The organism is Vreelandella arctica, from assembly GCF_037070215.1.
Classification (GTDB): Bacteria; Pseudomonadota; Gammaproteobacteria; order Pseudomonadales; family Halomonadaceae; genus Vreelandella; species Vreelandella arctica.
The window spans coordinates 153560-168250 of record NZ_JBANSN010000006.1; the positions used below are offsets into that span (position 1 = coordinate 153560).

General features: G+C 58.1%; 6 protein-coding genes and 1 CRISPR repeat array (1 of these 7 running past the window's edge). All 6 genes read right to left on the reverse strand.

What is annotated here, in order from left to right:
- Window positions 1–5822: a CRISPR direct-repeat array (repeat unit 28 nt; unit sequence TTTCTGAGCTGCCTGGGCGGCAGCGCAC); it begins 1768 nt to the left of the window's first position.
- A gap of 129 nt (window positions 5823–5951) precedes the next feature.
- The 6 genes from cas6f to cas1f all read right to left on the reverse strand — a co-directional run bounded on the left by cas6f (window position 5952) and on the right by cas1f (window position 14661).
- Window positions 5952–6521, reverse strand: a complete 570-nt coding sequence (gene cas6f, locus V8L70_RS07620; protein ID WP_101147090.1) for a type I-F CRISPR-associated endoribonuclease Cas6/Csy4 — start codon at window positions 6519–6521, stop codon at window positions 5952–5954.
- Between the two features lie 3 nt (window positions 6522–6524).
- Window positions 6525–7550 carry a type I-F CRISPR-associated protein Csy3 gene (gene csy3 / locus V8L70_RS07625; RefSeq protein ID WP_336269168.1) on the reverse strand — a complete coding sequence of 342 codons (1026 nt, stop codon included), beginning with the start codon at window positions 7548–7550 and terminating at the stop codon, window positions 6525–6527.
- 15 nt (window positions 7551–7565) lie between these two features.
- Window positions 7566–8534: a type I-F CRISPR-associated protein Csy2 gene (gene csy2, locus V8L70_RS07630; protein ID WP_101147092.1), complete on the reverse strand. Its 969-nt coding sequence runs from the start codon at window positions 8532–8534 to the stop codon at window positions 7566–7568.
- Window positions 8527–9909 carry a type I-F CRISPR-associated protein Csy1 gene (gene csy1 / locus V8L70_RS07635; protein WP_101147093.1) on the reverse strand — a complete coding sequence of 461 codons (1383 nt, stop codon included), beginning with the start codon at window positions 9907–9909 and terminating at the stop codon, window positions 8527–8529. Before csy1 ends, csy2 begins: the two co-directional genes overlap by 8 nt.
- A gap of 427 nt (window positions 9910–10336) precedes the next feature.
- Window positions 10337–13678, reverse strand: coding sequence for a type I-F CRISPR-associated helicase Cas3f (cas3f, locus tag V8L70_RS07640; RefSeq protein ID WP_101147094.1), 3342 nt, complete (start codon window positions 13676–13678; stop codon window positions 10337–10339).
- Window positions 13675–14661 (reverse strand): type I-F CRISPR-associated endonuclease Cas1f, encoded by a 987-nt coding sequence (gene cas1f / locus V8L70_RS07645; RefSeq protein WP_101147095.1) that lies wholly within the window; start codon window positions 14659–14661, stop codon window positions 13675–13677. The genes cas3f and cas1f overlap by 4 nt, the downstream gene beginning before the upstream one ends.
- Between the last annotated feature and the right edge of the window lie 30 nt (window positions 14662–14691).

Genomic DNA, 14691 nt, shown 5'->3' on the forward strand with positions numbered 1-14691 from the left:
CCAAAGAAGCGAGGCGAACCTCCTACCCACATTTTTCTGAGCTGCCTGGGCGGCAGCGCACAGATGACAGCACCGCGCGGCAGGAACAGGAATTTTCTGAGCTGCCTGGGCGGCAGCGCACCGGGTGCTATTGTCCTTGTTGCTGAAGTACTGTTTCTGAGCTGCCTGGGCGGCAGCGCACTGCAAGCAGTGCGCGCGCCGTTCGTGCCAGAATTTCTGAGCTGCCTGGGCGGCAGCGCACAGGCCAACGCCGAACGTGGCACCGGTGTCGATTTTCTGAGCTGCCTGGGCGGCAGCGCACTAGGCGGTCGGCGGCGTCGACGAGGTCTATTTTTTCTGAGCTGCCTGGGCGGCAGCGCACTCGCAGGCCCAAAAACCCGCGCGCTACTTCATTTTCTGAGCTGCCTGGGCGGCAGCGCACCAGGTCGCCTGCCGACATCCAGATTTCATCGTTTTCTGAGCTGCCTGGGCGGCAGCGCACTGCAGTTCGCCCAGGCGCTGCTCGATGTGGGCTTTCTGAGCTGCCTGGGCGGCAGCGCACGCAGCTTATCCAGCACCTCTAACGAATCGTTATTTCTGAGCTGCCTGGGCGGCAGCGCACCCTTCCCGGTCTTTGCCCATCAGCACGCCAGCTTTCTGAGCTGCCTGGGCGGCAGCGCACGATCCCAAGAAGCGCTACTTTCGCGTGCGCACTTTCTGAGCTGCCTGGGCGGCAGCGCACAAGCAGCATGAAAAGGATCGCCGCTTCTTCCTTTTCTGAGCTGCCTGGGCGGCAGCGCACTGTTGGCATCACGGCGGTCCATCATTTGGGACTTTCTGAGCTGCCTGGGCGGCAGCGCACCGCAGAATGCGCACCATGACTTCACCGTCGCGTTTCTGAGCTGCCTGGGCGGCAGCGCACCGTTGGCCTTGAGGGCTTTTGCGTAGGGGTTGTTTCTGAGCTGCCTGGGCGGCAGCGCACCCGAAACGGCGGCGGTGTTCGCGGCCACCGATTTTCTGAGCTGCCTGGGCGGCAGCGCACCGTCGCGCCCGTAACCAGGGCAGGCGGGGCGTTTTCTGAGCTGCCTGGGCGGCAGCGCACTCACCCAACAGATCTAAAAAAGCGCGCTCGAATTTCTGAGCTGCCTGGGCGGCAGCGCACAACCGTAACCAGGGCGGTGTGAGGGCGAAGCCTTTCTGAGCTGCCTGGGCGGCAGCGCACCGTAGCAACTGTTCAATCTCAGCCAGGCTATTTTTCTGAGCTGCCTGGGCGGCAGCGCACACTGACGTTCGCGCGGCTGGCGGTACCGGAGATTTCTGAGCTGCCTGGGCGGCAGCGCACTGACAGGGCGCGCATGTCGCCGGTGTAGCCGTTTTCTGAGCTGCCTGGGCGGCAGCGCACGGTTCGCCCTGGCTGGGCGGCGAAGTGTTCGCTTTCTGAGCTGCCTGGGCGGCAGCGCACGCTGGACGGCGCCAGCGGGTCGCCTAGCTGGTTTTCTGAGCTGCCTGGGCGGCAGCGCACTTATCGCCAATTTGCAAATCGGCAGGGCGGCTTTTCTGAGCTGCCTGGGCGGCAGCGCACTACGAAACAATGCGCGAAAGACGCGCCCCGATTTTCTGAGCTGCCTGGGCGGCAGCGCACCGACCATGGATAGCCAAACAAAAACGGGCTCGTTTCTGAGCTGCCTGGGCGGCAGCGCACTGGCAGCATCGAGTTATTCCGAGTGACGTGGTTTTCTGAGCTGCCTGGGCGGCAGCGCACTTGGATTGTTAACGCCGATACGGCAGAGGAGGTTTCTGAGCTGCCTGGGCGGCAGCGCACTTCGTGCCAAAAGAAACTTTAACCCAGATCACTTTCTGAGCTGCCTGGGCGGCAGCGCACCCAACGGATCAGCGGCAGACGTACCGCCCCCATTTCTGAGCTGCCTGGGCGGCAGCGCACGACTACAACAGAGAGTAACCCCCTCTCTCTCTTTTCTGAGCTGCCTGGGCGGCAGCGCACGCATGCAGACTCGCAAAGCCATCGAGCATTTTTTTCTGAGCTGCCTGGGCGGCAGCGCACACGAAACGTCGGGTCCAATCGGCCTGGGTGTTTTTCTGAGCTGCCTGGGCGGCAGCGCACATAATTCACTAGGTGGTGAAACACCTGCACCATTTCTGAGCTGCCTGGGCGGCAGCGCACTCGGGTGACATTAGCACCGCCATCGACTGGATTTTCTGAGCTGCCTGGGCGGCAGCGCACAGGATCAAACTGGGTGCGGGAATCGATCATGATTTCTGAGCTGCCTGGGCGGCAGCGCACCCTGTCTCAGCGTCGTAACTGTCGCCGATCTTTTTCTGAGCTGCCTGGGCGGCAGCGCACTGCTCAATCAGGTCTTCGCACTCGGCTTGGTATTTCTGAGCTGCCTGGGCGGCAGCGCACGGTAGGAGGGGTATGCTTGTGCATATCAGGTTTTTCTGAGCTGCCTGGGCGGCAGCGCACAAACGGCCAGGCGGGGGTATCAGTTTTCGCTGTTTCTGAGCTGCCTGGGCGGCAGCGCACGATGATGCGCTATCAGCCGCACCCAAGCCGGATTTCTGAGCTGCCTGGGCGGCAGCGCACTTTGGAGCAATACGAGTGAAAAACTCCTCCATTTTCTGAGCTGCCTGGGCGGCAGCGCACTATCGCTCACGCATCCCCCTTAGCCATCATCTTTTCTGAGCTGCCTGGGCGGCAGCGCACAGCCGGTGCGTACTACCAGGCGTTTGAGGCAGTTTCTGAGCTGCCTGGGCGGCAGCGCACGTCACCGGCTTTGAGTTTAGTTTGCTGGATAATTTCTGAGCTGCCTGGGCGGCAGCGCACGACCCCACTGGGTCGGCACGCCAATAGCGTCATTTCTGAGCTGCCTGGGCGGCAGCGCACTCTCGCCCGCCTCACTGGCCTGGCTTTCTAGCTTTCTGAGCTGCCTGGGCGGCAGCGCACTGGAGAATTCCCAGGCGGCGGGGGTGGTGGCGTTTCTGAGCTGCCTGGGCGGCAGCGCACAGGGCAACATCGAGAAGGCCGAAGCCTGGAACTTTCTGAGCTGCCTGGGCGGCAGCGCACATGGGCGTGAATCCCAACAGCGGCCGATTCCATTTCTGAGCTGCCTGGGCGGCAGCGCACGGCACCAAAGGCAAGATAGTCACGCCTGACATTTTCTGAGCTGCCTGGGCGGCAGCGCACGTCCCGCCCGCTGGCTTGCCCGACGACGTAGTTTTCTGAGCTGCCTGGGCGGCAGCGCACGCAGCTTGCCGAGCGCCTTCAAGGCTTCGTTCTTTCTGAGCTGCCTGGGCGGCAGCGCACGTTGAGCCTAGGAACTTGCGCGGGATGCCGGCGTTTCTGAGCTGCCTGGGCGGCAGCGCACATGGGCACGGTAGGCACCGGCAAAAGCCACCTTTTCTGAGCTGCCTGGGCGGCAGCGCACCCAACAAGCGGCCCATCATGTCCGACTTGAAATTTCTGAGCTGCCTGGGCGGCAGCGCACGGGGTGTAGTGAATGACGCATCAGGGTCAGATTTTCTGAGCTGCCTGGGCGGCAGCGCACTAACGCACGGTTGAATTGCTGCTTGGCCTCCATTTCTGAGCTGCCTGGGCGGCAGCGCACTTCGCGATGCGGGAGATTGACGGCATAGGCGATTTCTGAGCTGCCTGGGCGGCAGCGCACCTTAGCGAGCACTTGGAGTCTGCCGAGCTACTTTTCTGAGCTGCCTGGGCGGCAGCGCACCTTGGCGATCTGCAAAGCTGGCTTCCAGTTCCTTTCTGAGCTGCCTGGGCGGCAGCGCACGCTTCGTAGCTAACAGGATTGCGAGCTAGCTTTTTCTGAGCTGCCTGGGCGGCAGCGCACACGCCCGTAACCTGCGCAGCCACCTAGCGTCCTTTCTGAGCTGCCTGGGCGGCAGCGCACGCGATTAGCGGCCCGCCTTGCGCCCAGTCGATTTTCTGAGCTGCCTGGGCGGCAGCGCACGGCGCCAGCGCGCAAACCTTTGTGCTGCGCGTTTTCTGAGCTGCCTGGGCGGCAGCGCACGAGCTCATCAATGACCAGCTCATACGCGGGCTTTTCTGAGCTGCCTGGGCGGCAGCGCACCAAAGAAGCGAGGCGAACCTCCTACCCACATTTTTCTGAGCTGCCTGGGCGGCAGCGCACAGATGACAGCACCGCGCGGCAGGAACAGGAATTTTCTGAGCTGCCTGGGCGGCAGCGCACTATAAGGATGAGAAAACCCGCGCCGCCATGCTTTTCTGAGCTGCCTGGGCGGCAGCGCACGCGGACGCCCTGGCTTGACCTACTTGCAGGACTTTCTGAGCTGCCTGGGCGGCAGCGCACTCACCTTCACGCACGAACAGCGCTGCCCGTTCTTTCTGAGCTGCCTGGGCGGCAGCGCACCCAAGAAGCAAGCCTATCTGGTGCCGCGTGATTTTCTGAGCTGCCTGGGCGGCAGCGCACATCCGCATCACGCCAGCAAAGCGCGGCGTTGATTTCTGAGCTGCCTGGGCGGCAGCGCACCAGGTTCCAGCGCTGCTTCTCGCTAAGGTTGCTTTCTGAGCTGCCTGGGCGGCAGCGCACCGCCATCAATGTGGAACGCACGCAGCTTCTCTTTTCTGAGCTGCCTGGGCGGCAGCGCACGTACCGTGTCCTATTGCCAAATGGCCTTGAATTTTCTGAGCTGCCTGGGCGGCAGCGCACTTTTACAAAGTTGACCATGACGCCTTAGACGATTTCTGAGCTGCCTGGGCGGCAGCGCACACCTGCGTACAACAAGCGGCCTGCTTCACTCATTTCTGAGCTGCCTGGGCGGCAGCGCACCCATTGCTTTGGCATTGATCACGCTTTCCAGTTTTCTGAGCTGCCTGGGCGGCAGCGCACGGGGAATTGGGCGCGTAGCTGCTCGGGTAGCTTTTCTGAGCTGCCTGGGCGGCAGCGCACTGCTCACGGGGATCTGCCGGGTCTCGCCGTTGTTTCTGAGCTGCCTGGGCGGCAGCGCACATCCTGCGCAGCCACAAGCCAGGCATGCGCATTTTCTGAGCTGCCTGGGCGGCAGCGCACACACCGCTTTCGCCAAAGGCGCGCGGGTTTTCTTTCTGAGCTGCCTGGGCGGCAGCGCACTGGGGCGAGATAAGGATGGTTATCTGCGCGTTTTTCTGAGCTGCCTGGGCGGCAGCGCACCGAACGCGCGGACGCCCCGCTAGACACCGTCTTTTCTGAGCTGCCTGGGCGGCAGCGCACGATACTGAGGACTGCGTGGTGCGCCACTGCATTTTCTGAGCTGCCTGGGCGGCAGCGCACGCATCACGGTCAGACCTATGGCGATTCTGCCTTTTCTGAGCTGCCTGGGCGGCAGCGCACCGGGCGCTGCCCCAGTCGTTGGCGTACTGCTGTTTCTGAGCTGCCTGGGCGGCAGCGCACGCGCTCGAAGGCATTAAACAGGGTGGTCGATTTTTCTGAGCTGCCTGGGCGGCAGCGCACGCGATTGAGCGTGAGTATTGCGCTCGCTCCCTTTTCTGAGCTGCCTGGGCGGCAGCGCACAAAGAAGCGCTGACAGGCGGGCGTGTCACCAATTTCTGAGCTGCCTGGGCGGCAGCGCACTTCAACGTGCGGGCGTGGAGCTTCCCGACGAATTTCTGAGCTGCCTGGGCGGCAGCGCACCAAAGGAGCGCGGTAATGAAGGTTTACTACGTTTTCTGAGCTGCCTGGGCGGCAGCGCACGGTTATACAATGTACCACATAACACACGCATATTTCTGAGCTGCCTGGGCGGCAGCGCACTCGAAAGGGTCTGTAACTTCCTTCACGGTGATTTTCTGAGCTGCCTGGGCGGCAGCGCACTAGAGCATACCAAAATTAATGTGCTGATTGTTAAAGAGCTTTAGCCGAAAAAAGCGGTATCACCCTTTTCAGAGTGACACCGCTAAGTGGTTGATTATTGGTGGCCAATTTTCATGCTAGAAAAAAGGGTCAAAACCAGGGCACCGTGGCGTTGGGGCTTAGGCCGTAATGGCTAAACGTGCCTTCCGTTGCAGAAGCCAACGGTTTGCTATGTTCAATAAACAGGCTAAAACGCTGCTGGGTGGAGCGGCTATTGATCTGCACAAAGGGGAGCTCAATGCGTCGTTCAGCCAACTTGGCATAAATCTTCCGCGCCTCTGCTTCTGAAATATCATGCCGTTTGGCGTAACGTTTGGCCCGGCTTTCACTGCCCGTATTAAATTGCTTACGCGCCACGTTTATATGCTGAGTATTTGCAGGTACCGCAAGCACTTCGCTCACCTGGGTGTGGTCGCGCATACCGGTTAGCCAGTCCGCTCTCATTAGCTGCTGCAAACGTGCTTGCGTGCCATGCAAGCGAAGGTGATCGCCCAGTGTGCGAGCGCGAACACCGTGCTTATAGCCTGGGAAACTGGCGCCTACATCTTCGGCATGTAAATCAAACAGCGCCCGGTGCAGCTTGTTATAAAGCGCGCCCATTAACATTGCCGGGGCAAAGTCAGGATCGGGCCTTAAACGAATGTCGATATAGTGATCCATGGTTTACCCCGCTTCGCCGAATACACCACCGCGAATCAGGGTCGCCATCACAAAGTGCTGATCTTCCTTCGTAGGCACTTGGTCCTTGATCATCCAGTTATCTAGGAGTGAATAGAAATCAGCTTTCTGCTTGGGCTGGCGGTACGCTTTACCCTGCGTGGTCACTGAGCCATACGGCTCAACGGCAATCGGCCCAAGATCATCATCGTTTTCATTGGGGTACCAGGTGTCGATGGTACGAATGGCGTTACCCAACTTTTGCGAGTGAATACCGGCAATGTTGCTGACGTGATAAATCGTTTTGCTCTTATCACCCCGGCCCCGCTCAAGAATCAGCTCTTGTGAAGGAAACACTTCTTGGCCACTGCCCACGCGCACATAGGCCACTACCTCTAGCAGTAAGTGCTGTTCCCCCACCAACGCGGCGGCGATAACACCGGCGAGTTCTTTAAGCTCGGCGGTCTCCTCAAAGGCCCGCAACGAAAGCGACAGTGCATCAAACGTCCACTCTTTGGTGGCTTTACCCTGCGCCAATTGGCGAACGCTTACCTCGACTTGCTCAGCGCCCATGCGGTTACGCCACAGAAAGCGGCCATTAGCGAGGTTATTGGCATAGCGATGCGCCAGCTCGCCGAAGCCTTGCGCTTGTTTATACTCGGCAACTGCCTGTTCCAGCTTGGCTTGGTACTCGGCGTTATTACAGGCCGAAGGCGTTCCGGCACCCGCCAATACGCGCAGCGTAAAACGAGCAACTAAGGTGTCTGCATCGTGGGGCAGCGTGGCGACATCCACCGTTTGCAGGTTGGGATTTTCAATCGCTGCGTCTAGCTTAGCGGGGTCTTGGTCTTTGGCTTTCAGGCGGTTGGAAATGGTGCCGCGCACCGACTTTTCGCGCACTTCTACCGGCTGCCACTGCTGATTATCTTGCCGCTTTTCCCAGCTGCTGGCGTAAAGCAGGGCATCGGAAGGATCAAGCTTGCGTTCAAAGGCGAGGACGGAAGCGGTTTTAAGGGTATCGTTTTTAGCCATGATAGAGCTCCTGGTTTACTGGGCAGTGGCGCGAAGGTGGTAATCGTTATTGAGTCGGTAAAGTCCCGCTTCTTCGTCGTTATCAACGTACCAAAGCAGGTCTTCCGGTTGCTTCATGCGGTGGGGGCTGACCCACTCGCCAATGGAGTAGAGGCTTTCAACAAAGCGAAACTGAGTCTTGGCATCGCGAGCATTGGCCACTTCGCCGGGATTAAATAGATCGGAAATAGCGCCGTAACCTACAGGGATAGGCACCAGCCAGCCGCGATAGGGGCGCTGAGCCTGCCAAACGGGCTTCTCGTTGGATTCACCTTCATTTTCCAGGGCGCAGTGGTGATTGAGCCGTGAAAGATCCAGCCACGCATCCAGCAAACTGGCATCCGGGTTCTGCTGTTGCAGCGTCTGGTGGTGCTCGGCGAGGTAGTCATCGCGCAGGGTTAGCGCAAAGCCCGGCAGCCAGCGCCGTTTTAGGCGTTCGAACTGCTTTTGCCGCTTTTCTTCATCGTCATCAAGCGCGACCCATTGCGGGCGTTGCTTGTGGCTTGGCACGGCGCGGTTAGGGATGACGCTACCACCGGCAATACGCATACCTGCAACGATCTCACTGATTTGTTTGGCAATCTCATCATGCTCACTTTCTGCCGCGGCTGAATCAATCGTGAAGATCAGCGTGATATCCAGATGGATGCGCCCTTCTTCTACAATCGCTGCCGTTCCGCCAGTTTTATCCACTGGATTACGGGTGAGATGAAAACCACGGATATAGCCGCCTTCAGTGGCCTGGGCTTCAAAGTCATGGCAGATAACGCCGACGTTACCGAGCGAAACGTTGATGCCTGCTGCATAGAGTTTGCGTTCCAGGGCGTGCATCAATCCCACAAAAGCACTCATGGCAGGAAAGCCCCAGGTCATTGGGCTGGAAATCGCATTAGCGTTTTGTACCCGCAGGCGTGGTAAAACCAGGAGGTTTTTCACTTCACTCATCGTCATCACCTCCTGGCAGGTTGGTTAAGTCTTCCATTAGGTTTTCCATCCAGCGGCGGTCACGATCTAGCAGGCGTTGATGGGTGGCATCTTTTGCCAGCGTTTTCTGCCAGTGGCGAAATTCCACATCACCTAATGGGAGCTTTTCACCCAACGCAGCATTGAGCCAGTTAGCAAAGCGGTGGCGAATCTCGTCTGCCCACTCCACGCTGTTTCGTGCTTCACGAAAAGCGGCATCTTCCTCGGCACGGCCAGGATCTAACCAAAAGGCTTCTTCGGCGACCAATTCGCATTTTTCATCCGCACTCCACCCGGCAGGTAGGCTGTGCATTTGCATGGCAAACAGCGCCAGTTCATCCATCAGCATGGCGGTGTAGTCATCACGTAAATCGCGGGTGTGCATGTCGGTAGAGGGGTTGGTCTCCAGAAAGCGCTTGAGGTCTTTAACAAGGGCGCGCACTTCTGAGCGGCTGCCAAATACGCCTGGATGGGAGAAAACCGATGCTACTTTTAGCGGTGGGCGAATATCACGGACATTCCAACTGGGCGGAAGCGACGCCAACAAATAGTTGTTACCGCCCCGCTCGCTATTCAGCTGCGAGATATTTTGCGGCTTGGTGCCGCCCATTTTTTGTACGGCCAAGTTGGGGTAGCTGTGAACGGGTTGCTCAGCGTAGTTGCCCTCCCGTTTAGCTTTACGTGCCTCTTTAGCCTCTTCGCTAAAGCGGTCATGGTTAATGGTTTGAAATACGCGGTGGGCCAGCGAGGTGGCATAGAGCGGTGCTAATAGATGAAAATTCTCGGCATCACTTTCTACGTCTGCGGCATCATCACCTACCAGCCAGTAGAGCTGTTTGCCTCGGGTATGTGAGGCGTGCTCGCCACGCGGTTCGGTAATCGCCGCAAAGGCGCTGATCCACGCCTGGGCTTGTTCGGGGTTATCGCTTAACGCTTTGGCAAACTCGCTATCATTTTCTAGCGCACGCTCAAGCAGCGATTTTCCCTCGAGCTGCAGCTTCAAGAACTTATAAACATCCAAGGCTGCGGCGTTCCCCACCACATCGCCCGCAAAATTAGCGGGTAGTACATGACTGCCAACAAGGTTGTGGGTATGTAGCGATTCGGGCGGAGCGTAAAGGTTGGAGCCTTTGGCATCGGGGTGGATAGGTTTTAGCGAGTGGGTGACGACTTGCAGTTGACCAACGCGCCTTGCCGCATCGTTGATCCAGGTATCGAATTGGAACTGTTCAACCAGTGCTTGGTATTTTGGATCGTCGGGAGCTAGCTTTTCCGCCTTGGTATCGAAGCGATCTTTTAAAAAAACTTCGACTAATGTTCGGAGTTGCTGCCAACTTCCACTAGGAATGGTAGGCATTATTTATCCTTACGAATTTGGGAATCACTGAAATTCGTGCCAAAATAAGCCCCGAGGCAATACGCCTCGGGGCATCTGGCAGGCCGATCTAAAAATCGGCCTCAAAATATTATGTTTACATGATAGCCAATCATGCTCAGATTCCTCCTATCTGCTCTGACCCTGCAGATTTGGGTAACGACGATATACGAATGTGTTTCAAGCTAGCCAAGGAGGTGTGCGACCACCCCTTGGCTAAATTGATATTAGGGCACCACTCTAAAATTATCAACCAGTTTATTAATTAGTGTAATTAAAATAGAAAATGACTTTGACTGCCCGTGCCACTACCATATTTTTGTTGCCGCCCAGGCAGCTCAGAAAAGTTTCTTAATCAGAGTAACTTACGCTGCCGCCCAGGCAGCGGGCCGGTGTCTATCACCGGCCTTCATTTACTCCGCCAAAATCCCAGCACCGGGTGATATCCCCAGCGTTGGTTTCTAGCCGAGGCGGTTACCGTGCCGAAGGTGCGAGCGGCGCGATCAAGGGAGATATCCAAGTCTTCTGCCAAGTCAGCCAGGGCTGTTAAATAGTCGTTGGCTCCCCAGGGCTGAATCCGCTCGCCCTGCTCTTTTGTCAGGTCTATCCGCACCAGCAGGCTCTCCTCCACCAGAACGTAGAGCTTTTCACCTCGCCTTGCGCCATCGTCTACGCGGTGTAGTGTCCAGGTTTCTCCTCCCTCATCGGGCAGCAGCGCTAGGGTTATTTCAGGTTCGAGCTGCTTGCGAAATGGGTCACGCTGAATCAATACACCGGTTAAGTGCACCTGTGGTACGGCGTACCAACTATAGGCCCCCAGCGGTGGTGGCTTGGGCTGCTTGCCAAGCCTGATCTCTTTTTTGGTTAACGGTTCGGCGGGCTGTTCGATCATCAGTTGATGCAGCCGCTCATGCTCCAAATCGACGAGACTTTCTTTAGCGTGCAGCACTTCCCGCGCCAGCACGCGCGGGCGGGCATCTATCACCTGGTACTCATCTTTAGTTAACAGCGTGGTAAGTGAGTGGCTATTAAGTTTCCAGGCCATCTTCGTTTCGAAGCCTGGCTTATGAAAAGCGGGCTCATCCGCGCGCTCCAGGTGTTTTAGATTGGTCTCTAGCAGCAAAATATTGGCCACTTCACAGGCCTGCTCGCGGTGTCGGCGCACCCGGCCCGCTAGTTGGATAATTGAGCGCATGGAAGAAGGCTCGACAATGGCCCAGTCATAATCGTGGTCGCGGCCCACTTCGGTGACCGGCGAGCCCAGCACGATAAACAGGTGGTCGTTTTCTTCGCTGCTATCCAGCAGGCGGCGGATATCGGGCTGCTGAAACACGCGCTCGGGCTCGGCCCGTTGCAGCGTTTTATCTAACCGGCGCTCAATCTCCGAGCGCATCACCAACGGGTGGCGCGAGTGGTAAACGCAGAGGTGAATGCGCACACCTTCTGGCGCGCCCTGCTGAAACAGTGCCCTGGCCACATCCACCAAGGGGTCGATATTGGCCATGCGAATCAGACCGAAACTGACGCGCTTGCTGGTGTGGGGGTCAACGGAATGATGCTGCTGGTGCATCGCCAATGCATGTTCGCGTAGCAGCGTTGCAACTGCGGGCCTGATTTCTTCTGGCCGTTTACCCAACGCTGGCAACGCTAAAATATCGCCACTGCGTCGCACCGGGCTGGAGGCTAAGCGCTCTAGCCGGCGCTTGGCAAAAGCCTGATGTGTCGCCTTGAAGGTCTCGCTACTGGCGCAGTTTTCATGTTGGCGGTCGTGCTCGTCGAACCAGGCGCAGCAGATATCGACCGCCAAACCCGGTTCGCCTCGGTGGCGTTGAAAGGCTTCGCGACCGCTGCGGTAGGCTTCATACAACCCTTCGACCAACGCGGGCGGCAAGGTGGCCGATGAAAGCAACACCCGTGATCCCAAAAGTCCCGCCCAATTGACGAGCCGAGTAAGCGCGGGCAGGTCGTTAATATCGAAATCGTCGATTTCATCGAGGACTAAATCACTACTCATCAGGCGCAGCATTGGCACGATTTGCCGACCGCCGCGCGTGCTTTCCGTGGCGGGCACCAGGTGGTCAACGGTACATACCAAAATAGGTGCGGCGGTTAGCGCTCGGGTGCCCGGTTCATCGTTCAGTCGGCGCAGTACGGGGTGGCTATCAAAATTGCCATCAAACACCACGTGGGCGTCTTCTTCGATAAGTGCCTGTTTAGATGCCGAGCCACTGGCTTCGGCCTCTTGCTCGTAGTGCGCAAACAGAGCTTTATTGGCGCTGCCGCCTACGCGCACGGCGAGTTCATCTTCACCCAGATTCAGACGCTCACGAAGGGCTTGACCAGTTTGCAGAGTCAGCGTGCGTAACCCCAGCGCAATGCTAAAGCGCGCGCCCTGCTGAGGGTCGGCCAGCGCGTACATAATGCGCCCATTCGCCAAGGTTTTACCGCAGCCGGTGGATGCCATATTGATGCCAAAGAAGCCCTGGCGCTGGCTGCGCGCTCTAAGCGATTGGGCCAGATCAAAGGCTTTATCCTGCCAGCGAAAGCGCGGGTGACTGCTGCGCTTACGAAAACCTTTATGGCGGGCTAAACGGGGCAAGTGGCTGTCGACGCTAGGCAGCGCACGGGCGACCGCGGCGGCGTGCTTTTCGACGCCAAGAATATGCTCATCCAATGGCTGATTGGGTTTGCCGGTTTTGCGCACGGTATTGGCAACCAGTGGATAGTTGGACTCACCACGCACTCGATGCAGTGGGTCTTCCAGGCTTGAGTAGTGGTGATCGGCCAGCATTAAACTTAGCCGCGCTAAGTGCATGACGTAGTGACTCTCCAACCAATGGCCATCTTTGTCCAGCCGCGCCTGTAAACGCGTGGCAAGCTTTGTGGCGCGTTCCCTCCAGCGTGTTGTGCTAACGGGTAACCCGCCACTAAATTGCCAGTAGGGCGCGATGCGATTTGGGTCTTGCGTCTCAGGAATTTCGTTCCACTCGGCGCTAATCGACTCAAATAACGCAGGCAGTTGCTCGGCTTGCAGGTTGATGCTTCCACCCCAGCGCCTGGGAATATCGTTATCGTACGACGGCGGCTTTAAGGGCAGCCGATGGTGACTAAGTACTAGCCAACCAAGCGCAGCGGCAAGCGGCGGCAAATGACTAAACACCGCTGAAGTAGCCTCATCCAGACCATCACGCTCTAACCCCTCCAACCAGTCCTGCTCTTGATAGTCACCTTCGGCCAGGCGCGCCAGCCAAGTGGCATCGTCGTCATTACCCACAAATGCCTGAAACAGGCGTAGCGATATCCACTCATGACGGTATAAGTTGCGGCCTTCCAGCTTGCCCTTAAGCCGTAGCTGAAAGGCGTCGCAAGCTTTTCCCAGGTCGTGCAGTAGCGCAGCTAGCGCGGTGAGCAGGAGAATATCTTCACCGCTATGCCAGTCGTTTTCATCGCGACGACGCAATATATCTCTGGCGGTGGTATTGGTTGGCACTGCGCCATTGATATTAAACCTTGAAGCATCCCCCACTACCCACATCAGTTCGCTGTGGTCGTGACCACGAATCCAGTGGCAGGCGACGGCGGTGTTTTTGCGGGCTTTTTTACGCAGCAGTTTGCGCAGTGTGTCCAGCCCGGCCTGGGTGATCGGCGTTTGCCAGGTGCGGTCGCCCCGGCGTTCGGCAAACTGATCAAGGATGCGGCGCGTTTCTTTAAGGGCGTTTTTGTTGCACTGGGAAATCAACAGCACGTTCATGCTTCGCCACCCCCCGACTCTTGCCCTAGCTCTTGGGCGACTTCCTTGAGCGTATCAATCATAAAGTCGAGGGATTCGGTGCGCGTTAAGCGCTCGATGCAGGCTTGGCGAAATTCCTGCTCTTCATCGCCGCGCATGGCGGAAATAAATGCCTGGGGCAGAATCACCGCGTCTTTTACCAAGTCGGCTACATCAAACACCAGCCCGCCCCGGCGGGTTTTACCGTGGAGTACCGCAAGCCCGTGAGGAATCCCCAGCACCCAGGTGGCGGTCGCCGCCAGGCCGTAAGCAAGGTAGTTGCCGTGATCAAGAAATCGGTTGGCAGGGTCAGTGCCCGAGCCGCGTTTGGCACGGGTGAAGTCCCCGTAATCAACGGCATTCACCGCCAGCTTGAACAGCGTTTTGGTTAAACGTGCTTCTAGGGTCAGCAGGTCAACGGTGCTGGGGGCTTGGGTAATCGCTTCGCGATGATGGGCAAGGGCACTCTGCAGGTGATCAGTGGATATACCAAAGCCTGCATCTTTCATAACACGGCTGGTCCACAGCGCTTCGATACGGGCAAGTCGCGCCTGCTGAAACGCCCGGGCGGCATCCAGGCGCTTTACATCATCGAACCAAAAGCGCACCCAGTATTGCAGGTACTCCGTGGGCCGGTACTCGCTTTGCGGGGTCAGCCAGGCGACATCTACATCGACCTCATTGGCAGCAAATAATGGCGTACCGCCGCCGCCGCAGAACCCAACTAATACGCCTGCCTTGGCAAGCTCGCGCATGGCTGCCTGGGTAATCGAGGTGCCGGTGCCCAGCAGTATCGAGGTGGTGTTGGCAATGGGGATATTCCAATAGCGGGATTTGCTGCCTTCATCGGTGACGTACTCTACGCGGCCACCATTCACCAACACTCGACAATGCTGAAGGTAATAGAGGTTAGCGCGCTTGGAATGAAGAATGGTTTTTAGGTCATTGGGCGAAAAGTCATCCATGCGGCGCTCCTGGTTATCGTCTCTCCTCAT